This window comes from Polaribacter sp. Hel_I_88 (assembly GCF_000687935.1).
Classification (GTDB): domain Bacteria; phylum Bacteroidota; class Bacteroidia; order Flavobacteriales; family Flavobacteriaceae; genus Polaribacter.
Genome location: NZ_JHZZ01000001.1, coordinates 2,916,485 through 2,941,823, shown reverse-complemented (window position 1 = coordinate 2,941,823; position 25,339 = coordinate 2,916,485). Strand labels below are relative to the sequence as shown.

Annotated in this window: 23 protein-coding genes; 14 read left to right on the top strand and 9 right to left on the bottom strand. The window is 30.1% G+C overall.

Going from position 1 to position 25,339, the window contains the following annotated elements:
• Position 1 precedes the first annotated feature (1 nt).
• The 5 genes from P161_RS0112975 to P161_RS0112955 all read right to left on the bottom strand — a co-directional run bounded on the left by P161_RS0112975 (position 2) and on the right by P161_RS0112955 (position 7,546).
• Positions 2-859 carry an outer membrane protein assembly factor BamD gene (locus P161_RS0112975; protein WP_231494744.1) on the bottom strand — a complete coding sequence of 286 codons (858 nt, stop codon included), beginning with the start codon at positions 857-859 and terminating at the stop codon, positions 2-4.
• 398 nt (positions 860-1,257) lie between these two features.
• The gene (gene dapA / locus P161_RS0112970) at positions 1,258-2,133 is read right to left on the bottom strand and encodes a 4-hydroxy-tetrahydrodipicolinate synthase (RefSeq protein ID WP_026777369.1); all 876 of its coding nucleotides are present in this window, start codon (positions 2,131-2,133) and stop codon (positions 1,258-1,260) included.
• A gap of 96 nt (positions 2,134-2,229) precedes the next feature.
• Positions 2,230-2,733, bottom strand: a complete 504-nt coding sequence (locus P161_RS0112965; RefSeq protein WP_026777368.1) for a hypothetical protein — start codon at positions 2,731-2,733, stop codon at positions 2,230-2,232.
• A 162-nt stretch (positions 2,734-2,895) separates the two neighbouring features.
• Positions 2,896-6,549 (bottom strand): M1 family aminopeptidase, encoded by a 3,654-nt coding sequence (locus tag P161_RS0112960; protein ID WP_026777367.1) that lies wholly within the window; start codon positions 6,547-6,549, stop codon positions 2,896-2,898.
• Positions 6,550-6,655: 106 nt separating this feature from the next.
• On the bottom strand, positions 6,656-7,546 hold the full coding sequence (locus P161_RS0112955; protein ID WP_026777366.1) for an ATP-binding cassette domain-containing protein: 891 nt from the start codon (positions 7,544-7,546) through the stop codon (positions 6,656-6,658).
• Between the two features lie 159 nt (positions 7,547-7,705).
• Between P161_RS0112955 and P161_RS0112950 the strand changes: the two genes are divergently transcribed.
• From P161_RS0112950 to P161_RS19145, 10 genes are all read left to right on the top strand, one after another.
• Positions 7,706-7,963, top strand: coding sequence for a DUF6364 family protein (locus P161_RS0112950; RefSeq protein ID WP_026777365.1), 258 nt, complete (start codon positions 7,706-7,708; stop codon positions 7,961-7,963).
• Complete coding sequence (locus P161_RS0112945; RefSeq protein WP_026777364.1) at positions 7,960-8,382, top strand: PIN domain-containing protein; 423 nt, start codon at positions 7,960-7,962, stop codon at positions 8,380-8,382. The genes P161_RS0112950 and P161_RS0112945 overlap by 4 nt, the downstream gene beginning before the upstream one ends.
• Positions 8,382-9,470 (top strand): M42 family metallopeptidase, encoded by a 1,089-nt coding sequence (locus tag P161_RS0112940; protein WP_026777363.1) that lies wholly within the window; start codon positions 8,382-8,384, stop codon positions 9,468-9,470. Before P161_RS0112945 ends, P161_RS0112940 begins: the two co-directional genes overlap by 1 nt.
• A gap of 340 nt (positions 9,471-9,810) precedes the next feature.
• The gene (locus P161_RS0112935) at positions 9,811-10,968 is read left to right on the top strand and encodes an aminotransferase class V-fold PLP-dependent enzyme (protein ID WP_026777362.1); all 1,158 of its coding nucleotides are present in this window, start codon (positions 9,811-9,813) and stop codon (positions 10,966-10,968) included.
• 77 nt (positions 10,969-11,045) lie between these two features.
• Complete coding sequence (locus P161_RS0112930) at positions 11,046-12,602, top strand: NAD(P)/FAD-dependent oxidoreductase (protein WP_026777361.1); 1,557 nt, start codon at positions 11,046-11,048, stop codon at positions 12,600-12,602.
• Between the two features lie 73 nt (positions 12,603-12,675).
• Complete coding sequence (locus P161_RS0112925) at positions 12,676-13,116, top strand: RimK/LysX family protein (RefSeq protein WP_026777360.1); 441 nt, start codon at positions 12,676-12,678, stop codon at positions 13,114-13,116.
• Positions 13,113-13,988: a 30S ribosomal protein S6--L-glutamate ligase gene (rimK, locus tag P161_RS0112920; RefSeq protein WP_026777359.1), complete on the top strand. Its 876-nt coding sequence runs from the start codon at positions 13,113-13,115 to the stop codon at positions 13,986-13,988. Before P161_RS0112925 ends, rimK begins: the two co-directional genes overlap by 4 nt.
• Positions 13,978-14,928, top strand: coding sequence for a succinylglutamate desuccinylase/aspartoacylase family protein (locus P161_RS0112915; protein WP_026777358.1), 951 nt, complete (start codon positions 13,978-13,980; stop codon positions 14,926-14,928). Before rimK ends, P161_RS0112915 begins: the two co-directional genes overlap by 11 nt.
• 21 nt (positions 14,929-14,949) lie before the next feature.
• Positions 14,950-16,155 carry a hypothetical protein gene (locus tag P161_RS18620; RefSeq protein ID WP_051605751.1) on the top strand — a complete coding sequence of 402 codons (1,206 nt, stop codon included), beginning with the start codon at positions 14,950-14,952 and terminating at the stop codon, positions 16,153-16,155.
• Between the two features lie 34 nt (positions 16,156-16,189).
• A complete protein-coding gene (locus P161_RS19145) occupies positions 16,190-17,692 on the top strand; it encodes a hypothetical protein (RefSeq protein ID WP_051605750.1) in 1,503 nt (500 codons plus the stop codon).
• Between the two features lie 1,249 nt (positions 17,693-18,941).
• Here the strand turns inward: P161_RS19145 and P161_RS19790 are convergent.
• The gene (locus tag P161_RS19790) at positions 18,942-19,406 is read right to left on the bottom strand and encodes a transposase (protein ID WP_231494743.1); all 465 of its coding nucleotides are present in this window, start codon (positions 19,404-19,406) and stop codon (positions 18,942-18,944) included.
• A 24-nt stretch (positions 19,407-19,430) separates the two neighbouring features.
• A complete protein-coding gene (locus P161_RS19785) occupies positions 19,431-20,510 on the bottom strand; it encodes a transposase (RefSeq protein WP_231494742.1) in 1,080 nt (359 codons plus the stop codon).
• A gap of 281 nt (positions 20,511-20,791) precedes the next feature.
• Between P161_RS19785 and P161_RS0112895 the strand changes: the two genes are divergently transcribed.
• Both P161_RS0112895 and P161_RS0112890 read left to right on the top strand, forming a co-directional pair.
• Positions 20,792-21,142: a type II toxin-antitoxin system RelE/ParE family toxin gene (locus P161_RS0112895; protein WP_026777357.1), complete on the top strand. Its 351-nt coding sequence runs from the start codon at positions 20,792-20,794 to the stop codon at positions 21,140-21,142.
• Positions 21,120-21,422 (top strand): helix-turn-helix domain-containing protein, encoded by a 303-nt coding sequence (locus P161_RS0112890; protein WP_026777356.1) that lies wholly within the window; start codon positions 21,120-21,122, stop codon positions 21,420-21,422. Before P161_RS0112895 ends, P161_RS0112890 begins: the two co-directional genes overlap by 23 nt.
• A gap of 98 nt (positions 21,423-21,520) precedes the next feature.
• Here P161_RS0112890 and P161_RS19780 read toward each other — a convergent pair whose 3' ends face one another.
• Together P161_RS19780 and P161_RS19775 are read right to left on the bottom strand one after the other, a co-directional pair.
• Positions 21,521-21,985, bottom strand: coding sequence for a transposase (locus P161_RS19780; protein WP_231494743.1), 465 nt, complete (start codon positions 21,983-21,985; stop codon positions 21,521-21,523).
• A gap of 24 nt (positions 21,986-22,009) precedes the next feature.
• The gene (locus P161_RS19775; protein WP_231494742.1) at positions 22,010-23,089 is read right to left on the bottom strand and encodes a transposase; all 1,080 of its coding nucleotides are present in this window, start codon (positions 23,087-23,089) and stop codon (positions 22,010-22,012) included.
• Between the two features lie 345 nt (positions 23,090-23,434).
• Between P161_RS19775 and P161_RS0112875 the strand changes: the two genes are divergently transcribed.
• Both P161_RS0112875 and P161_RS0112870 read left to right on the top strand, forming a co-directional pair.
• Positions 23,435-24,829: a T9SS type A sorting domain-containing protein gene (locus P161_RS0112875; protein ID WP_026777355.1), complete on the top strand. Its 1,395-nt coding sequence runs from the start codon at positions 23,435-23,437 to the stop codon at positions 24,827-24,829.
• A gap of 333 nt (positions 24,830-25,162) precedes the next feature.
• Entirely contained in the window at positions 25,163-25,339 is a 177-nt protein-coding gene (locus tag P161_RS0112870) for a hypothetical protein (RefSeq protein WP_155810465.1), read from the top strand.

The window sequence follows — 25,339 nt, the reverse complement described above, 5'->3', positions numbered from 1 at the left end:
GTTATTTCTCTTTAGAGTTTTCTTCGTTGATATCCTTTACTTGTTCCATTAAAGCGTCTATTCTTATCTTCTCACTTTTTAAAACCGCTAACATTTCATTAGCATCTTCCATAAATTGTGATTCTGGATAATTTCTTATTAGCTTTTCGTAAGCTTCAATAGCATCTTTAATTCTGTCTTGTTTTCTTCTGTCAGTACTTTTTAACACAAAATCATGAGCCGCTTTTAATCTGTAATACAAAGCTTCTTCCTTAAATTCTGACCCTAAATAATCTGACAATAAATTATCGAAAGCTTGTATTGCTGCTTTGTAATTTCTTACATCGTAATCTGCAGTTGTATAATACGTTTTTGCAATTTCGAAATATTTTTTCTGTAATTTATATCTTAATTCTTTATAATGTGCATTTGCTTCAGCAATTTTATCTGAATCTGGATATGTATTTATAAAAACTTGAAAAGCCTCTAAAGCTTTATTTGTATCTGTAGGATCTTTACTAAAAACAGGTGATGCTAATTTATAACTGTAAGCTGATAAAAAAGATGCTTCTTCTATTTTTGAACTACTTGGATAATTTTTTACAAAACGATCAAAATAATAACCAGCGTCTGTGTAATTTTTCTCATTAAAGTTAGATTGTGCAATCATAAACTGAATACGTTCCATTTGTGGTTTACCTCTATAAGCAGGCATTACTTTATCAAACAAACGCAAAGCTTTCGCGTACTTGTTGGTTTCATATAACTTCACAGCCATTTTGTACTGATCTTCCACAGTACCTTTATTCAGTACTTTTTGGTATTCTCCACAAGAAAATAACATAAGACTAAACAGTAATAAAAACGCTAAATTTTTCATTTTTTGCATCGGGCAAAATTAGTAATTAATTATGGATAATAAAAGTATTTATTTCTATTGAAATAAAACTTCTTTTTTAAGGGTTATCATTTGTTTTTAAACAGATTGCGTAAAAATTTTATCAACCTAAATTAAAACGAATGCAAACCTTTTAAATTGTTCTACAATAATCCATAAAAAAGAGCTAAATAAATGGTAAAATGAGCCTAAAAGTTTGTTAAGTTTTTTCTGGTTTGTGGTTTGTGGTTATTGGTTATTGGTTTGTGGTTATTAGTTATTGGTTATTGTTTGTTGGTTATTGGTTTAAAATAAAAAAATAACCTATAAAGACATAGAGAACTCAGGTTTTTCGAAATTCCTATTTTCTCTTATCTCTTGTCTTTAAATCACAAAAAAACCTAGAAATCAGCTACAAACTTTGCTATTTTAGCCTGTAAACCTTTACTTGCTTTTACTAAAGGCAAACGAACATCATTTTTACAAATGCCTAATTCTTGTAAAACCGTTTTAATTCCTGCAGGATTATTTTCCTCGAAAATGAAATCTATAATGTCCATCATTTTAAAATGAATGTCATAACCTTCTTTATTTTTTCCTTCTAACCCTAAGTTTATCATTTTAGAAAATGCTGCTGGAAATGCTTGTCCAATTACAGAAATCACTCCTGAACCTCCTGCTAATGCTACTCCTAAAGCTAAATCATCATCACCAGAAATTATTAAAAAATCTGCTGGCTTGTCTTTTAGCAATGTATTATATTGTTGCTGATTATTGCCTGCTTCTTTTACACCAACAATATTGCTAAAATCTTTTGCCAAACGTAAAGTTGTAGATGGTTCCATATTTTTAGCTGTTCTACCAGGAACATTGTATAATATTATGGGTAAATCAGTTGCTTCTGCTAATGCTTTGTAATGCTGATAAAAACCTTCTTGAGTTGGTTTGCTATAATAAGGAGCAACCGATAAAATTCCGTCAATTCCAGTAAAATCTCTTGTTTTAAATTCTTTTACAACTTCTAAAGTATTGTTACCACCAACGCCTAAAACTAAAGGCAAACGCTTATTATTTGTTTTGATGATCACATCAATAATTTGCTGTTTTTCTTCTTTAGTAATGGTTGCGCTTTCGCCAGTTGTACCATTAATTACTAAATAATCTGTTCCGTGTTCGATATTGAAGTTCACTAATTTAATTAGCGCATCAAAATCTACAGATAAATCATCTTTAAAAGGTGTTATTAAAGCGACACCAGTTCCAATAAATTTTTGCATTTCTTAATTTTTACGAGGTAAAATTACAATTTTCAAATTGATTGTATTCTTTAAATTTATGTTCTTATAAAGAATACACAACTTTTTAAATGAAGTTTAATTTTTTAGTTTTCCTAAAACTATTAGATATTTTTTAAGCTCTAAAAGAAAGCTTTCTATTTTAGTTGGAAATTCAGCAATTTCTATATCGTATAATTCTTGATTTACTTTTGCAAAACCAACTTTAAACTTGGCTTTACTGTGCAAAACTGCATTCTCTAAATACAGGTTTTTCTTATTAAAATAACCAATTAACAAATCATGAGGTTCATCAATAAAATCTTTAAAAGTTGGTTTCTTGGGCTCTCCTTTCCAATTAAAATCTTTTTCAGAAAAATACTTATAAGAAGGTACATCACTCTTACTAAAAGGTCTGTAGCTATAAATCCTAATATTTCCTAAATCTAAAATTTTTTCAACTTCATCTTCAATTTTTAACCATTTAGAAATTTCACCAGAAGCAATAATTCCAACAGTATATACCTCTTCATTAGAAGCTACTCTGTATTCTTCTTCTTTTAGTAATTTTTTAAACCGTTTTTTTATGAAAGATTTTTTCAAGTTTTGTGATCTCTGTTAAATTAAGTTTGGTAAAAATACTATATAATTTATTTTATCTACAAAAAGCACCTATAGATTTTAGTTTAAATAATAACTTTAGGATTAAAAGTAGATACGTTCTAAAAATTTTTCAATTTTATAAACATATCTACTTTATAGTTTTTAGATTTTTTGTCTATTATCATTAGACTGTGTGTCAATCAATTTATTGTAAGGATCAACACCAACTTCTGTCGGTTTTTTATCAACAATAATAGTTATTTTATTATTGATTTGAGTAATCTTATGTTTTTGCAAATACAAGGCTACTTCTTTCTTTTTTCCATCCACTTCTTCTTCTGTAAAAATACCAACATCTATATAGTCTTGTAATTTTACTGATAAAATTGGTTTGTTTTTATTTGCAGGAGTGTAACTTAAAGTATCCCCTACTTTTTCGCCATAAAACTTCTTCCCTTTTTCATCATTCCTATATTTAGCCACTTCAAACTCAATATCAACTTGATATTTTCCGTTTTCTAATGCTGTGGATTTTACATCAGTAACTCTATTTTGATACAAAGTAATCGTTTCAAACATATCGTTAATAACATAATTTAAAGAATCTGGAGTAACCTCTCTAATATAGTCAACCATTTCTATGGATGTTGTATAAGGAGGCTCTTGAAATTTTACTTTTTCTACATAACGTTTTAATGCGCCATTTAAGTTTTCTTCTCCAATATAATCACTCAACGCATAAAAGACTAAAGATCCTTTTTGGTAACGAATATATCCTTGTCCATCATTATACATTAATGGTTTTTCTCTTTTTGTTTCTAAGGTTCTTTGAAATAAATAACCATCTAAAGCTTCCTTTAAAAAGGTACGCATTTTAGGTTTTCCATGTTCGTGCTCTAACACTTTTAAAGCCACATATTCAGACAAACTTTCAGACAACATAGTTGCTCCTAAAACATCTGCACCAATTACTTGATGTGCCCACCATTGATGAGCAACTTCATGAACAGTAACAGCAAATGGATAATCTACACCATCTTCATTCTCATCATCTACAGCTGCAATAAAGCCAAAACCTTCAGAAAACGGAATTGTATTTGCAAACGATTGTGCAAACGTTCCTTGTGTTCTTGGGAATTCAATAATTCTTGCTTGTTTATGTTGATAAGGACTAAAATTCTCTGCATTATATGCCAAAGAAGCTTTCATTCCTTTCATCATTCTTTCTAAATTATAGGTGTGTGGTTTGTGATAGTAAATTTCCAAACTTATGCCATTCCAGATTTCTTTTTTCACTTCATATCTGGCAGAATTAAAAGCATAAAAATTCAATATTTTACTATCCATTTTATAGTGATAATATTTACGATCGTTTTCCTCCCATTCTTTTTGCAAATATCCTGGAGCAATGGCAATTTGATCTTTAGATGTGGATACTGTTGCTTCAAAATCAATCCAATCTGAATCTTTAGAAATATACGTATTGCCTAAAGCTGTAGAATCTGAAGGATGTTTTTGCAAATCATTTGGTAATAAATCGTATTTTTTTCGTGTTTTATTATCTGTTAATTCGCCAGCAGAAACATAGCCTAAATTTGGAAACATGGAGTTATTTAAAAAAGTTCCATTTTCTAAAACAGGCGATTTTTGCTGAAACATCGTGTTTTTGTTGCTTTTAACATTGATGGTTAACTGTAAAGAATCCCCAGGTTTTATTTTATGATCGAATCGATAAATATCAAAATTAAAAACAGTGTCTTCTAATACTAATTGGTTTGCAATATTAAACTCAAAAGTACTTTCTAAAGAATTATGATTTAAGAAAATACTATCAATTTCTTGATTGGTTTTATTAACCAATGTGTAAATCGCAGAAGCTTCGTAGGTTCTTTTCTTCGGATAAATATGCACATCTGCTTTTACAGCTACAACTCTGGGTTGCTTGTAATTTTCGTATTTCTTATAGGTTTTTTCCCATTTTACAGCATTCAATTCTGCCTGTTTAGATGATGAGTTTTCATTGTCCGATTTTGTTTCTAGAAAAATTGTAGTTCCTAAAGTTAAGAATGCGATTAAAATCACCAGAAAACTTACGATCTTTGGTTTTGTAAAACGCTGAACTGCAATTTGCAATCTTTCTGAAAAAGAACTTGGCAAACCTCTAACCCACATTAAAATGCTTAAAATTACTAATAAAGATCCTCCTAAAATCCAATACAATTTATACCATAAATATCTTGACAAGGCTGATCCATAACCATTCATATCAGAATAGTCAAAACCTGGACCTTGATTGTATTTAAACACAGCCAATTCAATTCCTATAAAAGATAATAATGGAATTGCAATCACAACAATCAAAATAATAAAAAAGCCTAAATATTGATTTTTCACCAAGGTTTGAACAAAAATTGATAACAATGCCCAAACTAAATAGTTTAAGAAATTTAACCCAAACAATTCTTGTATATAATGCCCAATTTCGTAATTATAATAGCCTTTATAGGTTTGGAATATCATTCCTGCAACCATAATTACCGCTAATAAAATCAATTGCATTTTTAACAACGCAATCAATTTAGAGAATAAAAGCGTCCAATTGGGAACTGGTGTACTATCAACTAAATGATTTATTTTAGCTGTTTCTGCTCTTTGCACCAAAATACCTGCATATAAAAACGTACAAATATTAATGACTAAAAAGCTAAAAATACTTCCACTTCCTAACATTTGCCAAGTTACAGGCAAGGTTTCTGTTCCAAAAATTGCACCTGCACTAAACAAGGCAATTACCATCATTAAAAGACCAACAATTAAAATACAGATAAAGGGAATGCTTTTTAAAATGAATTTAAAGTCGATGTTGGATAGTTGCCACATCGTTTTTAAATTATTTACAAACGAATAATTGTGTGTTACTTTTGGCAAGTTGATTCTTGTAATTCCGCTAAAATTTCTTTTGATAACTCTCTCTGATTTCACTTTCTTAAAAGAAATAACAACTGCATTTTGGTTGAATTTAAAATATTTAAAAACCAGCCCAAATATTAAAGAAGAAATCGCCAACCAAAATAATCTATTATACAAAACCAACTCTTTAATAGGAACTTGCATTTCATTTTGTTCGGACATGGTCCAATATTTTGTATATTTATTTGAAGCTGCAGCACCAAAAGGATCTAAAATTGCCAACAAAGTTTCTTGGTCTGGTTCAGATAAAATACCACCAATTGCTGCTTGGAAAAACAATAAAATAATAACAGTTATAAAACCTGCGCCAATGTTTCTAGAAAAGGTAACCACTGCAAACACAACAGCACCATAAAATAAAACGTTTGGTAAAATAAAAACCAGATACGATTTTACATACGCCATAAAACTAAAAGATCCTACAATTTCTGAATTTGTTCCTGGAAATCGAAAACCAATCATCATTCCAAAAGCAATCACTAACACAATTGCAGAAACTACTAAAATGCCGCTAAAAAATTTAGCAAATAAATAGTTGGCTTTTGTAAACGGATAGGAGTATAAAATGGTATGCATTTCGCTTTTAAAATCTCTATAAATAGAAACCCCAATAATAGAGGGAAATAAAAAGAAAATTAATAGTGTAAATATGTTGAAATTATCTAAAATATTTATGGGCGAATTTACAATTCTAGAGGAACCCGTAGTTCCTGTAATTCCATCCCAAATACCTGCTGCTGTAGCTGCTGACAAAAAAGCTATTATAAAAAAAATTGCTGCATAAATATAAAAAATAGGCTTTTTAAACCAGTATTTTAATTCTTGTTTGAATATTGTTGAAAACATACTTCTTTAAGTTATGAGTTTTGAGTGATGAGTTATGAGTTAGTTGAGTTGATTAAAAGCAAAATTTGGTTCAGATTTTTAACTCTGAACTCTAAACTAACAACTCTTAACTTGTTAAAACTGGTTCATCTTGTTTTAAAGCGATAAAATAAACATCGTCTAATTGTGGAGTTACTGCTATAAAATCCTCTGATGGTTTTTCTGCTGAATACACTCTAATATTTAATGTATTATCTTGATTATAGTTGGATGATAAAATGTTGTACAATTTCTCATTTTCTTCTAAATCATCTCTTTCAATAATTTTTTTCCAAATTTGCCCTTCTAAAGCAGCTGTTGCTTTTTGTGGAGTAGTGTGATTTAAAATTTTTCCACCATTTAAAATTGCCATTTCATTACATAATTCCTTCACATCCTCTACAATGTGAGTTGAAAAAATTACAGTACAATTGGTACCCACTTCACGTAAAACATTTAAAAAACGATGTCTTTCTGCAGGGTCCAAACCAGCTGTTGGTTCATCAACAATAATTAATTTTGGATTGTTTAACAACAATTGCGCAATTCCAAAACGTTGCTTCATTCCACCTGAATACCCTGCAACATGTTTGTATCGAACTTCATACAAATTGGTGATTTCTAGAACCTCTTTTACAATTTTTTGTCTGTCAGTTTTGCTTGAAACTCCTTTTAACGTTGCAAAATAATCTAACAAATCTTCAGCAGACATTTTAGGATACACTCCAAAAGATTGTGGCAAATACCCCAACACTTTTCGTAAAGACATATTGTCTTCTAAAACATTAATATCACCAAACATAATAGAACCAGAATCAGGACTTTGTAAGGTTGCAATCGTTCTCATTAAAGAGGATTTACCTGCACCATTTGGTCCTAACAAACCAAACATTCCTGTGCCAATTTCTAAATTTAAATCGTCAATTGCTTTTACACCGTTTTTGTAAGTTTTGGTTAAGTTTTTTATTACTAATTTCATGTTGCTTGGTTTTTTATCGTTTTACTTGTAGAATTAGTGTAAAAATAATGAGATTTGTTACAAAAAAGATTAAATAATTACAAAACGTTTCATACTAATTATTATGTGAAACATTTTTATTAAATTGCACGTGTAATTTTTGTTAAAAAAAAACGTATTATGAATACTAAATTAACACTTACTGTAGAAGAAGAAGTTATACTAAAAGCAAAACAATATGCAAAGTCAAAAGGAAGAAGCTTGTCTGATATTGTTGAAAACTACTTGAAATTAATTACTAAAAAAGAAGATAATTCTAGCAGTAATATTAGTGACACCCCAATATCAGATTCTTTAGTTGGTGTCTTTAAAATGGATAAAGATTTTGATTACAAAAAAGATTTACTAGAAGCTTTAGAGAAAAAATACCTGAAATGAAAAGTATTTTAATTGATAGCGATATTCTAATAGATATTTTAATTGAAAGAACAGAATTTTTAAAAGATTCTAAAGCCATTTTAGATTTGTGTGAAAAAAAGAAAATAAAAGGATATATAACCCCTGTTATTTTAAGCAACACATATTATATCATTAATAAAAAATATAAAAGAGAGAAAATTGTTCCAATTTTTTTGAAACTTCTAAATTTTATCGAAATTGCATCTATAGATAAAATGATAATTTTAAAAGCTTTAAATTCAAATTTTAAAGACTTTGAAGATGCTTTACAAAATTATGCAGCAGAGTATTCAAAAAAAATCGACATCATCATAACAAGAAATACAAAAGATTATAAAAACAGTAATCTAGCTGTTTTAACACCAGAAACTTACTTAAAAACACTAATCATATTATAATGGCAGAAAAATCAATTTTAAATAAAAAATCATTAGACTTTTTAGAAAAATATTTAAACAATGCAGCTCCAACAGGTTACGAATGGGAAGGTCAAAAAATTTGGATGGACTATCTAAAACCTTATGTAGACACTTTTATTACAGACACTTATGGCTCTGCAGTTGGTGTAATTAATCCTGATGCAAAATATAAAGTTGTTATTGAAGGGCATGCAGATGAAATTTCTTGGTATGTAAATTACATTTCTGACAATGGACTAATTTATGTCATAAGAAATGGAGGATCAGATCATCAAATTGCACCCAGTAAAATTGTAAATATTCATACTAAAAACGGCATTGTAAAAGGTGTTTTTGGATGGCCAGCAATCCATACTAGAGACAAATCTGAAGAACAAGCACCAAAACCAGACAATATTTTTATTGACACTGGTTGTGCAACCAAAGAAGAAGTTGAAGCTTTGGGAGTTCATGTGGGTTGTGTGATTACGTATCCAGACACGTTTCACATTTTAAACGGAAATAAATTTGTTTGTAGAGCTTTAGATAATAGAATGGGTGGTTTTATGATTGCTGAAGTTGCACGTTTATTAAAAGAAAATGGAAAGACACTTCCTTTTGGTTTATACGTAACAAACTCTGTTCAAGAAGAAATTGGTTTACGAGGTGCAGAAATGATTACACATACAATTAAGCCAAATATGGCAATTTGTACAGATGTAACTCACGATACAACAACGCCAATGATTGAAGTTAAAAAGGCTGGAAAATTAGAATTAGGCAAAGGACCTGTAGTGGCTTACGCTCCTGCAGTTCAACAAAAATTACGTGATTTAATTACAGAAACTGCGGAAAAAAACAAGATTCCTTTTCAACGTTCTGCGCTTTCTAGAGCGACAGGAACAGACACAGATGCTTTTGCTTATAGCAATGGAGGTGTTGCTTCTGCTTTGATTTCTTTACCTTTAAGATATATGCACACCACAGTAGAAATGGTGCATAGAGAGGATGTAGAAAATGTAATTAAGATGATTTATGAAACACTTTTAAATATAAAAGGTGGAGAAACTTTTTCTTATTTTGAATAAATAAAATAATAGAAACAAAATTCAAAAATTAATGTTTTTCGGGCGAATACTGGCATTTCAACGATAGGAGAAATCTCATAGTTTTTATAAATTATGAGATTTCTCAATCGCTAAAAAAACGCATTTAGAAATGACAAAATAAATATATAAGGTTTCTAATGAAAACTCAAAAATGTGTAGAATGTGATAGCTTATATTTTTTAGAAAAATCTGAAATGAAAGAAATGTGTCCTCAATGTTCACATCAAATCTATGGCTATGAAAACTGTAAGCATCAATTCAAAAATAATAGATGTATTTTTTGTTTTTGAGATGGCAATAAATCTAATTTTATTAAATAATGAAACTCAACAACCAAAGACATCTTTTTAGCATTCCAGAAGAAATTTGCTACTTGAATATTGCAAGTCAATCTCCCAGTTTTAAAACTGTTGAAGAAGCAGGAATTGAAGGTGTTTTAGAAAAAAGCCATCCTTATAAAATTATTGGTGATAGTTATTTTGAACCCGTAAAAAAACTCAAACAACTTTTTGCGAAATTAATTGATGTTGATGATTATAATAGAATTGCCAACATTCCTTCTGCTTCTTATGGATTAGCAACTATTGCAAAAAATATCACTCTTAAAAAAGATGATGAAATTTTGTTGATAGAAAGTCAGTTTCCTAGCAATTATTATGTTTGGGAAAAACTAGCAAATACTTTTGATGCGAAATTAAAAATTATAGGCATGCCAAAATCCACAGAAAATCGTGGAAAAATTTGGAATGAATCAATATTAAATGGAATTTCAGAAAAAACCAAAGTTGTTGCGCTTGGAAATATTCATTGGGCAAATGGAACTTTGTTTGATTTAAAAGCTATCAGAAAAAAAACGACCGAAAACAAGGCTTTATTAATTATTGATGGAAGTCAATCTATTGGGGCTTTGCCTTTTTCTGTAAAAGAAATACAACCAGATGCTTTAGTTTGCGCTGGTTACAAATGGCTTTTTGGACCTTATGGTTGTGGATATGCCTATTTTAGCGACTATTTTGATAACGGAAATCCGCTAGAAGAAAATTGGTCCAATCGTTTGCATAGTGAAAACATGGTCGGTTTAACTTCATATCAACCTGAATATAAACCTTTAGCGAACAGGTATTCTGTAGGTGAACACGCAAGTTTTATTCATGTAAAAATGCAAATTGCGGCTTTAGAGCAAGTTTTAGAATGGACTCCAAAAGCAATTCAAGATTATTGTAAAGAAATTACATCAGAGGCTGTCATCACCTTAAAAAATAACGGTTGTATTATTGAAAATGATGCTTTTAGAACTCATCATTTATTTGGGGTAGAACTGCCTACAAAATTAAATATTGACATGCTAAAATCAACCTTAAAAGAAACTAATATTTTTATTTCTTTTAGAGGAAATTACATTCGCCTTTCTTGCCATTTATACAATACCAAAGACGATTTCAAGAAGTTAACAGATTGTATTTTAAAATGCTTATAAATTTTAAATTCTAAGATTTTAAGTACCTTTGCAAATCTTTTCAGACAGATTAGAAACTCTCTATTTTTTATTTTCATATGATTAAAGAAATTCAATTACGCGTAAATTTAATTGAAGAACGCCAAGAAAATACGCTACTTTACAAAGCAGCCAAAAAACTTTCTATGGATGTTTCTGAAATTTCTGCTGTAAAAGTTTTAAGAAAATCGATTGATGCTCGTAAAAAAGAAACCATTTTTAATTACAAAGTAGCTGTTTACATTAATGAACAAGTTCCAGAAAAATCTGAATATAATTTTGATTATAAAGATGTTTCTAAGGCCAAAGAAATTCATATTATTGGTTTTGGACCAGCAGGAATGTACGCTGCTTTGCGTTGTATAGAATTGGGTTACAAACCTGTAGTTTTAGAACGAGGAAAAAATGTTCAAGATAGAAGAAGAGATTTAAAAGCAATTAATCAAGATCATATTGTAAACGAAGATTCTAATTATTGTTTTGGCGAAGGTGGTGCAGGAACGTATTCTGATGGAAAATTATATACCAGAAGTTTAAAACGTGGTGATGTTCGTAGAATTTTTGAAAACCTTGTTTTTCATGGTGCTACAGAACAAATTTTGGTAGATGCTCATCCTCATATTGGTACCAATAAATTACCAAAAATCATTCAAAATATTCGAGAAACCATTTTACAATTTGGTGGTGAAATTCATTTTGAAACTAAAGTGGTAGACTTTACCATTAAAAACAACAAATTGCAAGCTATTCAACTTGCAAATGGTTCAGAAATGGCTGTTAATGCTGTTGTTTTAGCAACAGGTCATTCTGCAAGAGATGTGTATGAATTGTTACATAAAAAAGAAATCGCTTTAAAAGCCAAATCTTTTGCAATGGGCGTTCGTGTTGAACATCCGCAAGAAATTATTGATCAAATTCAGTACAGTTGCTCAGGAGAAAGAGACGAATTATTACCTGCAGCTGCTTATAGTTTGGTACACCAAGTAAATAACAGAGGTGTGTATTCTTTTTGTATGTGTCCAGGAGGTTTTATTGTACCTGCAGCAACATCTGCTGGAGAAGTTGTTGTAAATGGAATGTCGCCAAGTAGAAGAAATAACAAGTTTGCCAATTCAGGCATTGTTGTAGAATTGGATATTGATCAAGATTTTAAAAAATACGAAAAATTTGGCGCTTTAAAAGGGTTGGAATTTCAAAAAGATTTAGAAAAAATTGCATTTTTTGCTGGTGGAAGAACACAAACTGCACCTGCCCAAAGATTGGTAGATTTTGTTGATGGAAAACTCTCTACAGATTTAAATGAAACATCCTATCAACCAGGATTAAATGCTGCACCTTTACATTCTTTATTACCAAAAATTATTGGAAGTAGATTGCGAAAAGGTTTTGCTGCTTTTGGGCAAAAAATGCACGGTTATTATACTAATGAAGCTAATATTGTTGGGGTAGAATCTAGAACGTCATCACCAGTAAATATACCAAGAAAAGAAGATTTAGAACATACAGAAATAATTGGTTTATATCCTTGTGGAGAAGGTGGTGGTTATGCAGGAGGAATTGTTTCTGCAGCAATGGATGGAGAACGTTGTGCAGAAGCTGCTATTGGAAAATTATAAGTTTTTGATAACTTTTATAACTTTTTCGCTTTAAATCAATTACTATTTATAATTTTACAACTTAATACAATCCATGAAAATTACCATTGGCAGAATTGATAAAGCTGATTTTCCTAAATTAATTTTAGAAGATATTGACTTAAAAGTAGATTCAGGTGCCTACACATCATCCATACATTGCTCTAACATAGAGGAAGTTACTATTGAAAATGAAAGTTTTATAAAGTTTACATTATTAGATCCTGAACACCCTTTTTACAACCATAAAGAGTTTACCTTTAAAAATTATACATCTAAAATTGTAAAAAGTTCGAACGGAATTTCTGAAAAAAGATTTATGATTCAGACAGAGATTACCATTTTTAATAGAACATATCCTATTTACTTAACATTAAGTGAGCGCAAAGACATGAAATTTCCTATCTTGTTAGGAAGAAAATTTTTAAATAAAAAATTTGTGATAGATACTTCAAAAACAAATTTATCCCATAAATTAAAATACACAAACAAATGAGAATAGTTATTCTATCAAGAAATCCTAAATTATATTCTACACGCAGATTGGTAGAAGCTGCAACAAAACGAAAGCACGAAGTTTTTGTGGTTGATCATTTAAAATGTAATATAGAGATAGAAAGAAGAGCTCCGAAAATATATTATAAAGGAGAATATATAGAAAATATTGATGCCATTATTCCAAGAATTGGAGCTTCTGTAACCTTTTATGGTACAGCAGTTATTCGTCAATTTGAAATGATGAAAGTTTTTACAGCAGTTTCGTCTATTGCTTTAACAAGATCTAGAGATAAATTAAGCAGTCTTCAAATATTAGCAAGAGCTGGAGTTGGCTTACCAAAAACAGTTTTTACGAACTACACCAAAGAAGTAGAACATGTTATAAATTCAGTAGGTGGAACACCTTTAGTTTTAAAGTTATTGGAAGGAACGCAAGGTTTAGGCGTTGTTTTGGCAGAAACACCAAATGCAGCGACTTCTGTACTAGAAGCTTTTAATGGATTAGGGGCAAGAGTTATTGCACAAGAATTTATCAAAGAAGCTGGTGGTGCAGATATTAGAGCTTTTGTGGTTGATGGTAAAGTAGTTGGTGCTATGAAACGTCAAGGAAAAGAAGGCGAATTCCGTTCTAATTTACACAGAGGTGGAAATGCTATTGTTATAGAATTGTCTGACGAAGAAGAAAGAACAGCTTTAAAAGCTACAAAAGCAATGGGATTAGGAGTTGCTGGTGTAGATATGTTACAATCTTCAAAAGGACCTTTAGTTTTAGAAGTAAATTCTTCTCCTGGTTTAGAAGGTATTGAAATTGCTACTGGTAAAAATATTGCTAAAGAAATTATCCGTTATTTAGAATTGCATGTCGAATAAACCTTTTACACTTTTAGGCAAAGTTATTCCTGAGGGAAAACGCACAGTAATCGATTTAAAAATCGCAAAATTACACACAAGAACTACTGTAAACGTTCCTGTAATTATCGAACATTCCACAAACCCTGGACCTGTAGTTTTATTATTGGCTGGTATTCATGGTGATGAAACAAATGGAGTTGGTATTGTTAGAGAAATTATCGATTTAAAAATTAATAAACCTAAAAATGGGACGATTATTTGTATTCCTGTTTTTAACATTTTTGGATATTTAATTCAAACAAGAGAGTTTCCTGATGGTCGTGATTTAAATAGGATGTTTCCTGGAACTTTAAATGGTTCTTTGGCGAGCCAATTTGCCTATCAGTTTAGCGAAAAAATTGCTCCTTTTGTAGATTATGTCATCGATTTTCATACAGGTGGAGGAGAACGTGATAATATTGCACAAATACGATGTAATAAGAACGATGATAAAGGGTTGGAATTGGCTAAAATATTCAATCCACCAATGATTGTGTACTCTAACAATATTGTAAAATCTTTACGAGAAACCTTACATAAAATGGGGAAAACTGTTTTACTTTTTGAAGGTGGAAAATCGAAAGAACTCAACCCAACCATTATAAACGAGGGTGTAAATGGTACAAGAAATGTATTAATTCACTTAGGTTTAATTGAAGGCGAAATTAAAGCAAGAGCAACTTCTATATTTGTAAAAGAAGCAAAATGGTTGCGTGCCTCAGATTCTGGAATGTTTAAAGCCAGAGTTACCAATGGTGCTTTTGTAAAGAAAAAAGAAGTATTAGGAGTTATTCAAGATCCTTTTGGCGAATTTAAAAAGAAAGTATATGCTCCTTACAATGGCTACGTTTTTTGCATCAACAAAACACCTATTGTTAATAAAGGAGATGCTTTATTTCATTTAAGCTTAGAAGAATAGCCTAATTGAGACACTTACAGCATGTCTAAAAAACCTAAAAAAAAATCTGAGTTACAAGGCGTTAATCACTTAGTTGTTGATGCAACTCTTGGTATTACAGATTTAGTGGAAGCTATGCACAAGCAAATTGTGCATCCTCCTCTATTACCTTCTACAAAAATCCAAAAACTAATTACAAAAATTGCAAGCATCGCTTTTAAAAATTTTAGATGGAGTACCTTATTTGTTGGTAAAACTTTAGACAAAACTTTAGGCTTACTAAATCCTGCCATTGGTAATTTAAAATCTTCTGATAAAAAGGATTTTATCCTTTCTATTTTAAATGGTGTTATTGGCGACTATTTAGCCGAAAAAGAAAATCCCTTAGAGATTAAAATGCACTTGTTGCATCAATCGAAAAAAATTACACTTGATACAAAAAGTATCGAAGATTCTTACGCAAACATCTTTGGTAAAATTATTATAATGGTTCATGGTTCTTGCATGAATGCAAATCTTTGGACGCGCAAAAACCATAATCATGGAGAGGTTTTAACCAAAGAAACCAACGAAACGCTTATCTATTTAAATTATAATAGTGGCAAACATGTTTCTACCAATGGAAAAGAATTCAATAAATTATTAGAAAAACTTACTGAAATTTGGCCTGTTCCTGTGGAAGAAATCACCATTATAAATCATAGCATGGGTGGTTTAGTAACCAGAAGTGCTTTGTATTATGGAGAACAAGCAGAAAAAAACTGGACAAAACTCACTAAAAAAATCGTTTTTTTAGGAACTCCACATCATGGTTCTCATATTGAAAGAAAAGGCAATTATTTAGATTTAATTCTTGAATCTGTGCCTTATGCAAAACCTTTTGCAAAATTAGGTAAAATAAGAAGTGCTGGTGTAACCGATTTAAGATATGGCAATTTGGTTGATGAAGATTGGCAAAACAAAAATAGATTCGAATTAAAAAAAGAAGAAAAAAAACACATTCCCCTATCAGAAAATATAGCGTTTTATAGCATTGCTGCAGTTTTTGGCAAAGAGAAAAGTTATCTAAAAAACAGGATTTTTGGTGATAGTTTAGTCTCTGTAAAAAGTGCCTTAGGAAAGCATAAAAATCCTGACAAAACTTTACATTTTAAAAAAGAAAATACGTTTACGGTTTATGAAAACAATCATTCAGATTTGTTAAGCAATCCTAAAATATCAGAAATATTGAAAAACTGGTTGCATTAATTTTGTTATATTACCCATTAAAAAAAAATAAAGCATGAAAAAAATAGTTTTCATTTTATTCTTATACACAGTAATTTCATTTTCTCAAAATAAAAAAGATTTTGATTATGAAAAATTTTCAAATCCGACTGAAGACAATGAACTTTCTATGTATTTCAAGAAAGAAATTCCTAAAAAGGTACTTAAAAAAATAGACTTTAATAATGATAGACAAAATATCGTTTTGTCTTTTAGCATCAACAAAGAAAAGAAACCTTATAGAATTCAACTTTCTAGTTTTAATGGTGATGATTTTGAAAAAGCGATTATTGAAGCGTTTAAAAAATATCCTCTAGAAAAATTAAACCTACATAATTTTGATAGTAAAAACAGATATTATTTACAAATAGCTTCTAGAAAAAGAAACAAAGCTTTTATAAATTGTAGCTCAAAAATTATTGTTGAAACCCCACCAATTTGCGAACCTTGTGAAGATTTAAACTATTTTGAAGATTTAAAATCGTGCTTAAATATTGAAGTAAAAAAACATTTATATCAAAATATAAATTTCGAACTTTTAAATAGCATCAATTCTAAAAATCAAATTAATTTAAAAGATGAAAAAGATTTAGAATTATATTTTGACAAAGAAGTTGATTTGTTTATCCAATTTACTGTGGATGAAAATGGAAAACTTATCAATAAAAAAACAAAAGTTCCGAGTTTCTTAAAAGATGAAATTGAAAAAGCTTTAAACTCTTTTCCTAAAATTAAAAATCCATCTACTTTTTTCGGACAAACTCACAATCCTTTACATAGCTTTACAATTTACTATAAAGAAGGCGAAGAAACTGTTTATAAAGATTCAAGACAAGAATTTTCTAACTTCACAAAACCAAATCCAGAAAATCAATTATCTCTCTTTTTTAAAGAAAAACTGAGCGAAGATTTACTTGAAAAATCGAATCTAAATAGGTTTCATAACCGATTAACAATTTCTTTTGAATTAGATAAAAAAAACAAACCTTTCAATATAAAAACAAACGCAAGATCTACAGCTTTAAACGAAAAAATTATTACTGAATTTAAAGAATATCCTATTGTGAATTTAAATTTTGCAGACAAAAGCGATTTTAATAACTATTTAATTCAAATTTTATCTTTTGAAGATTCAAAAAACACCATAAATACAAGTAGCATAGTTGGTTATGAGAGAATCCCTATTTATGTGGGCTGTGAAAACTCTAAAGATATTCAAGACGCAAAAAGATGTTTTAGTAAAAATATTCAAATGCATTATGCTAAAAAATTTGATGCAGATTTACCAAACAGACTTGGTTTATCTGCAGGTAAACTTAGCATATTAATTAATTTTAAGATTGATAAAGAAGGGAATATTACCAAAATTACAACCAAACTTAGCAAACCAAGCCCACAAATTGAAGCTGAAACAAAAAGGGTAATGAGTTTAATACCAAACATGAAATCTTCTGCAATGCAAAATGGAAAAATTGTGAATATAAGTTACAGAATTCCGTTTACGCTTTATGTTAACTAGTTGAATATAAACCTCACTTGCATAATTTGAACTTTTTTCTTTATTTAAAAAAAAATATTAATCAGAATAAAAACCAACATATCTATAAATCACAAAAATTTCAAGTAAGGTTTACCTAAAAAAAAGCCTTTCAGATTTTACAATAAATAAATTATCTTTACAGAATAACAGTAACATAAAAAGTACCATATCACGTGAATTTTACGGGATATGCGTAATAAAAGTTATTATATAACGAGTTGTATTTAATATCGATAGACTTTCGGAATTTTCAATACACTTTCTCGAATTTTCAAGCGTATCTAGTGAGAAGTTTTACGGTATAACTTTGAAATATTTTAGATCTCAAACTTTACGATTGAAATCGTTGAGAGTTCACTCTCAAAACGTTAAAACGTTATACAGTTTGAAGATACTGAAAATAATTGACAAAGTCAAGTATTACGTGACTTCTCTTTGAGCGAGACTTGATAATTCTTTCACTTAAAGACGTTCCATATAAAACGCATATAAAACATATTTAAGTGAAAAACTGCATTGAAAAGCGTTCTATTGTAGCGTCTTCGAGACTCCGTATTTTCAGGTGAATTTTTGGAAAGGTTGTCAGTGATGATATCTTTTAGAAGATCCTCGAAACTATTTATATGATGGATTATGGAAAATACTAAACACAACAACCCATATAAAAAATAGCTACTTTAGTTATTATTAAAAAAATTAAAGTATTTTTAAGAACTAATAGAATATCTATAAAATAATAGCTTTAAAAACGCTACATTTCATATAGGTACTCGTTACCTCTAATTACGCACGCACTCAAATCTGAACATAATCTGAATTTAAAAATGCGGAATTAAAGCCAAACTAAACGCTGGAAATCTAACTCGAAATCTGAATTTTAAAACGTTGGACTGAAAAGCACAACGCTGGAATTTCTCACTCAGAATCTGAATTGAATATTGTGGAATTGCTTACTCACAATCGGAATTTCACTCAGTCGGAATTTAGCAAGTTTGCGGAAACTGAATTGCTCGTGAATTCAGCCACTTTCGGAATTGCTCAATAAATCGGAATTGAAAAACTTTACGGAAAAACGTAATCGGAATTTACTCAAACGGAATTTAATTACGGACAAAAAACTGGAACTGAAAATCAATAACTAGAGGTAACACCGGTAATCGTTGCACAACCCTATAATTTACAAGTAATTAATGTTAAAACTCATGATTTTATGCTTTTAATATTAATTTTAGCAGTATATAAATCTAAATTTTAGTGGTCTTAAAACCGAGTAAATTAACGGTATAAAGAAGTTTTTATATAAAAAGGTTAATCGTGGGGTTTTTACCCCGCTTTTTACCTTTTTATTGACAAATTTTAGATACTTCTTCAAATTATAAGCAATAGCAGACAGGTGCATTACTTTGTTAGCTTGTTTGATTCCGATAGTATTTATTTTCCTTAGTCCTAGAAACTGTGTAAGTGTTCCAAAAACAGGCTCTACAGTACTTTGCCGCTTACCTTTCATATACCTACCTTGTCGGCTATTTATTCTTTGATTATTGCGTTCATATTCATCTCTATAAAAGGTAACTGTAAACTTTTTCTCTTTCGATTTCCCTAAACAACTCCCTTTTAATGGGCAGTCTATACAGATTTTACTCGAAGCTCTGTATTCCTTTTTCTTAGTGTTATTCTTACTTTCAAAAAACACTTTCTTAAAGGGAATAACCTTGCCTTATGGACACAGATACAAATCTGGGATGCTGTAATATTTAAAATTATCTGGCCCTCCTTTGTACGTGCCATGTGGAGGAATAAAACTTTTTAATCCTTTTGTTTCTAAATACGCATATACTTCACCACTACTATATCCAGTGTCGGCTACACAGTTCTCCCAAACTAAACCAAAGCTGTTTAATCGTTTTGATAATCGCTCGCTAATATCTTCTAAACATTGACTGTCTTTATGGTCTGCATGGTAAGCCTGAACATCCGAAATAACATGATGTCCTGTGTCTACACTAAGCTGACTCATGTAATTTAATTTTCTAGCTTTTCCTGGTTTAACGCTGATTCGAGCATCAGGGTCTGTTGGACTGTAATGCGTTTTATTACTCGTGTATCTAGAGCCTTTATTACCTGCCCCTGGACGATGATCTTGTGTGATTGACCAGCGCTTATTTCTTGCAGTAATACTATCTAATTGTTTTTTGTTGGCTGTAATAGTTTGTTGTTCTAAACTTGCTTTGTTTTCTTTTGCTTTGCGATAAACCGCTTTATCTCGCTCGCTAATTTGACGCACAGAAGCTAAGTGAGATTCTAAATCTGATGCAGGTACTTTAAGTTCTAAACTGTCCATACTAGCATTGGCTTTTACAGGAGCTGAATCAATGGCTTGGGTGTGTCCGCTAACCATACCCTTATCAAAACACATTTTAAAAACATGAGTAAATAAAGTTTCAAATACAGATTCTGGATACAATTGACGCGTTCTACTTACTGTAGAATGCCAAGGAAGAACTTCATCTATGTCATAGCCTAAAAAATAAAGGATATCCATACGCATGCTACAATGCTCGATTAACTTACGGTCGCTTATGATGTTTTCTAAATACCCGACTAAACAGAGTTTAAAAAAAACGATAGGATCAATACTTTTTTGTCCGCAGTTACCATAGTACAATTTAGTCTGATTCCGTAAAAAATCTAACTTTAAAACTACAGATAATCGACGATAGAAATTGGTCTTAGGAACTCGACTGCTCAACTGAAAATTATTGAACAGTTTTTCTTGGTATATTTTTGTGCCTTGCATCCAATAAGATACGAAAATTCTGTATATTTAACAAGTGTTGTGCAACAAACACACCGTATATAATTTATTGCTAGTTCTAGCCTACTTACGAAAATCCTTGCGGATTTTCTATTCGGTTTTTATTTGCTAAATTAGGTGCTTAAACCACGCAACAAACCATATACAAACACGTTGCCATTAATACAAAAAAATCTCGTCTTCATAATGAAATTTGTTGAATAATTTGGAAAATGTTATCTTTTTAGGTAACTTTGTTTGAGAATTAAAAAATACAAATAGAATTGGCTGAATTTGAAAGAGAAATAATACCATTTGAAAATCACTTTTGGGACTTTTATAATAAACTTGAACCAAAAGTTAAGACAAAGTTTGATTGGACAATTTCACTAATCGAAAGAACAAAAATAGTTCCCAAACAATATTTTGACCATTTAACTGGAACAGATGGACTTTGGGAAATAAGAGTAAAAACTGGAAGTAATATTTTCAGAGTATTTTGCTTTTTCGACAAAGGAAATATAATTATGTTATTGAGCGGTTTTCAGAAAAAAACTCAAAAGACACCAAAAAAGGAAATTAAAAAAGCTGAAATGCTAAAAAAGAAATATTATGAAAACAAAGGAAAATCCTAAAAGTTGGAAAGAACATATTGATAATAAATATGGCGAGAAAGGAACTGAAAATCGAGAAAAATTCGAGGAAGAATTCGAGACTTTCAGAATTGGAGTTTTAATTCAAGAAGCAAGGAAAAAGCAGAAACTAACTCAACAGCAATTAGCGGAAAAAGTAGGAACGACTAAAAACTACATTTCAAGAATCGAAAATAATGCGAGCGACATAAGACTTTCGACTTTAATGAGAATAATTAGAGAAGGATTAGGTGGCAGTTTGAAATTGTCAATGGACATTTAGAAAAAGTACTAATGGCAACACCGGTAATCGTTGCACAACCCTATAATTTACAAGTAATTAATGTTAAAACTCATGATTTTATGCTTTTAATATTAATTTTAGCAGTATATAAATCTAAATTTTAGTGGTCTTAAAACCGAGTAAATTAACGGTATAAAGAAGTTTTTATATAAAAAGGTTAATCGTGGGGTTTTTACCCCGCTTTTTACCTTTTTATTGACAAATTTTAGATACTTCTTCAAATTATAAGCAATAGCAGACAGGTGCATTACTTTGTTAGCTTGTTTGATTCCGATAGTATTTATTTTCCTTAGTCCTAGAAACTGTGTAAGTGTTCCAAAAACAGGCTCTACAGTACTTTGCCGCTTACCTTTCATATACCTACCTTGTCGGCTATTTATTCTTTGATTATTGCGTTCATATTCATCTCTATAAAAGGTAACTGTAAACTTTTTCTCTTTCGATTTCCCTAAACAACTCCCTTTTAATGGGCAGTCTATACAGATTTTACTCGAAGCTCTGTATTCCTTTTTCTTAGTGTTATTCTTACTTTCAAAAAACACTTTCTTAAAGGGAATAACCTTGCCTTATGGACACAGATACAAATCTGGGATGCTGTAATATTTAAAATTATCTGGCCCTCCTTTGTACGTGCCATGTGGAGGAATAAAACTTTTTAATCCTTTTGTTTCTAAATACGCATATACTTCACCACTACTATATCCAGTGTCGGCTACACAGTTCTCCCAAACTAAACCAAAGCTGTTTAATCGTTTTGATAATCGCTCGCTAATATCTTCTAAACATTGACTGTCTTTATGGTCTGCATGGTAAGCCTGAACATCCGAAATAACATGATGTCCTGTGTCTACACTAAGCTGACTCATGTAATTTAATTTTCTAGCTTTTCCTGGTTTAACGCTGATTCGAGCATCAGGGTCTGTTGGACTGTAATGCGTTTTATTACTCGTGTATCTAGAGCCTTTATTACCTGCCCCTGGACGATGATCTTGTGTGATTGACCAGCGCTTATTTCTTGCAGTAATACTATCTAATTGTTTTTTGTTGGCTGTAATAGTTTGTTGTTCTAAACTTGCTTTGTTTTCTTTTGCTTTGCGATAAACCGCTTTATCTCGCTCGCTAATTTGACGCACAGAAGCTAAGTGAGATTCTAAATCTGATGCAGGTACTTTAAGTTCTAAACTGTCCATACTAGCATTGGCTTTTACAGGAGCTGAATCAATGGCTTGGGTGTGTCCGCTAACCATACCCTTATCAAAACACATTTTAAAAACATGAGTAAATAAAGTTTCAAATACAGATTCTGGATACAATTGACGCGTTCTACTTACTGTAGAATGCCAAGGAAGAACTTCATCTATGTCATAGCCTAAAAAATAAAGGATATCCATACGCATGCTACAATGCTCGATTAACTTACGGTCGCTTATGATGTTTTCTAAATACCCGACTAAACAGAGTTTAAAAAAAACGATAGGATCAATACTTTTTTGTCCGCAGTTACCATAGTACAATTTAGTCTGATTCCGTAAAAAATCTAACTTTAAAACTACAGATAATCGACGATAGAAATTGGTCTTAGGAACTCGACTGCTCAACTGAAAATTATTGAACAGTTTTTCTTGGTATATTTTTGTGCCTTGCATCCAATAAGATACGAAAATTCTGTATATTTAACAAGTGTTGTGCAACAAACACACCGTGTATAAATAATTGCTTATATTGGCTTAATCAAAAGGTCGTTGCACGTTTGCTACTTCTGAATTTCCTTCGGAAATTCCTCGCACGCAAACACGCAACTATCCATACACAAACACGTTGTGCTTCATACCAAAAATGTACTTTCCTGAAATAGGTTGACTAAACATTAAAATATGAAACATAAAAAGATTATTTTATTTATTATTTTATTCATAACACTTAAGACCCATGCTCAAAAGCAAATAAATAACTCATTTAGGTTTATTGATACAAAATCAAAAAAATCTTTAATGAATATAGTTAAATTTAAGGCAAATAATAAAAACTTAAAATCTACCGATTTTAACATACAATATTTAAACCAATCAATAAGATATGATTGGGATGCAAATACTGGCAATTGGATTTTAGACGATAAAGAGGAATTTGCTTATGATTCAAATGGTAACATAACACAATACTTTAGATCTCATGGGGATAATGGTACAGATTGGTATTTTGACGATAAAGTAGAGTACACCTACAATTTTAATGGAGATATGTTAACTGCCTCTGTTTATGAGTGGGGATCTTCTAGATGGTTTAATGATTATAGATATGAGTATATTTATGATGTAAATCGCAATAGAACACAAAGTATATTTTATTTTGGAAAAAATGGTACTGATTGGAGACCTAGCACAAAAACTGAAAACACCTACAATACTGAAAACAAAATAACTGAAACTTATAGTTCAAGTTGGCATGATTCTGCCAATAGTTTGGTTTTAGATGAAAAAAGTGAAAGAACTTATAATTCAAAAGGAAATTTAATACTAACCACTGGCTATTCATGGGAAAAGGACTTGAATATTTGGAAATTAAGTTATAAATATAGTTACGACTATGATTTAAATGAAAACTTGATTTTAAGATTAGCTCCACGTCTAAATGAAGACACCAATGAGTGGGAAAATAATTTAAAAACAGAATATACATATGATTCATTAGGAAACGAATTATCAGATATTATTTATAAATGGAATTCAACAGACAATATATGGGAGATTAGTAGACAATATGAATACACTTATAATTCAGAAGGATATCTAATTCAAAAAAATACAAGTACAATTTATCAAGTAACAGATAATGGAATTGAATATGGTAATCAATTTGATGACTACATTTATGACAGTAATGGAAACCTTATTGAATATAAACGTTCTTCTAAATTTCCAAGTGATTCGACTAATACTTATAGTATAAGATATACCTACCATTATGATTTATCATATAATCTTTCTGATTTATTTTTACCATATAGTTATCTAAGAACTGATGAATTAAACAATAAACCTCTTGAATATATACGTTATTATTGGGATGACACAAATAATAACTGGATAAATAAAGAGAAGAAAATTTATTATTACTCTGAAGAAAATATACTTAGTATTAAAAATACAAAACCTCTAAAGATAACATTATACCCAAATCCTATTATAAATGAACTAAAATTTAATCTTACAGATTACTCTAAAATAATTACTTTTGAGTTGTTTGATTCTCAAGGTCGTAAAATTATTTCTAAAAAAATTAATGAAAATAAAAAGCTAAACCTTGAGCATTTAAATAGTGGCATCTATTTATATAATCTTATAATTGGAGACAAAAATCAAAAGGGTAAATTAATTAAGAAATAATAATTAACCTTGTCCTAAAACTCATGTAATATATTTACAAAACTTAAAAATTTAACAAAGCAAATTATAGGAATAAATAATGTTATGGAATAAATAAAAAACGAAAGCCCAACAACATACAAAATTAATTGCTTTGTTTGTACTTACTAACGAAAGTTCTCGTGGACTTTCTTGATTATTTGTTTTATTTAGAAACTTTATTGCTTTACATCGCAACTAATCTTGTACAAACACGTTGGCAGTAATTTGAGAAACGAGTAGAATTTGGACAAATACGACAAAGAAATATTATTTGAATATCTATGGAAAACTATCAATTTCATTTACGGTATTATGATAATACTTTCCATTTTGGTTGGAATTAGAACGTTACTCTATCTTTTAGGTGGAATTCCTGATGAAAAAACAAGTATAAGCGGAACTATTATTGTTATAGCTATTATTGTTGTGTATATGTTATTCAGAAATCTAACAAAACCATACTTTATGAAGAAAATGAATAAAAGCTAA

Bases quoted from the DNA above. Each gene is read 5' to 3' on its own strand.
- P161_RS0112890 (WP_026777356.1), top strand. From the start codon at position 21,120: ATGAAAACAAAGGAAAATCCTAAAAGTTGGAAAGAACATATTGATAAT.
- rimK (WP_026777359.1), top strand. From the start codon at position 13,113: ATGAGAATAGTTATTCTATCAAGAAATCCTAAATTATATTCTACACGC.
- P161_RS0112875 (WP_026777355.1), top strand. From the start codon at position 23,435: ATGAATATAGTTAAATTTAAGGCAAATAATAAAAACTTAAAATCTACC.
- P161_RS0112945 (WP_026777364.1), top strand. From the start codon at position 7,960: ATGAAAAGTATTTTAATTGATAGCGATATTCTAATAGATATTTTAATT.
- P161_RS19145 (WP_051605750.1), top strand. From the start codon at position 16,190: ATGAAAAAAATAGTTTTCATTTTATTCTTATACACAGTAATTTCATTT.
- P161_RS0112940 (WP_026777363.1), top strand. From the start codon at position 8,382: ATGGCAGAAAAATCAATTTTAAATAAAAAATCATTAGACTTTTTAGAA.
- P161_RS0112915 (WP_026777358.1), top strand. From the start codon at position 13,978: ATGTCGAATAAACCTTTTACACTTTTAGGCAAAGTTATTCCTGAGGGA.
- P161_RS19775 (WP_231494742.1), bottom strand. From the start codon at position 23,089: ATGCAAGGCACAAAAATATACCAAGAAAAACTGTTCAATAATTTTCAG.
- P161_RS0112925 (WP_026777360.1), top strand. From the start codon at position 12,676: ATGAAAATTACCATTGGCAGAATTGATAAAGCTGATTTTCCTAAATTA.
- P161_RS0112960 (WP_026777367.1), bottom strand. From the start codon at position 6,549: ATGTTTTCAACAATATTCAAACAAGAATTAAAATACTGGTTTAAAAAG.
- P161_RS0112935 (WP_026777362.1), top strand. From the start codon at position 9,811: ATGAAACTCAACAACCAAAGACATCTTTTTAGCATTCCAGAAGAAATT.
- P161_RS0112870 (WP_155810465.1), top strand. From the start codon at position 25,163: ATGATAATACTTTCCATTTTGGTTGGAATTAGAACGTTACTCTATCTT.
- P161_RS0112975 (WP_231494744.1), bottom strand. From the start codon at position 859: ATGAAAAATTTAGCGTTTTTATTACTGTTTAGTCTTATGTTATTTTCT.
- P161_RS0112955 (WP_026777366.1), bottom strand. From the start codon at position 7,546: ATGAAATTAGTAATAAAAAACTTAACCAAAACTTACAAAAACGGTGTA.
- P161_RS18620 (WP_051605751.1), top strand. From the start codon at position 14,950: ATGTCTAAAAAACCTAAAAAAAAATCTGAGTTACAAGGCGTTAATCAC.
- P161_RS19785 (WP_231494742.1), bottom strand. From the start codon at position 20,510: ATGCAAGGCACAAAAATATACCAAGAAAAACTGTTCAATAATTTTCAG.
- P161_RS0112930 (WP_026777361.1), top strand. From the start codon at position 11,046: ATGATTAAAGAAATTCAATTACGCGTAAATTTAATTGAAGAACGCCAA.
- dapA (WP_026777369.1), bottom strand. From the start codon at position 2,133: ATGCAAAAATTTATTGGAACTGGTGTCGCTTTAATAACACCTTTTAAA.
- P161_RS0112950 (WP_026777365.1), top strand. From the start codon at position 7,706: ATGAATACTAAATTAACACTTACTGTAGAAGAAGAAGTTATACTAAAA.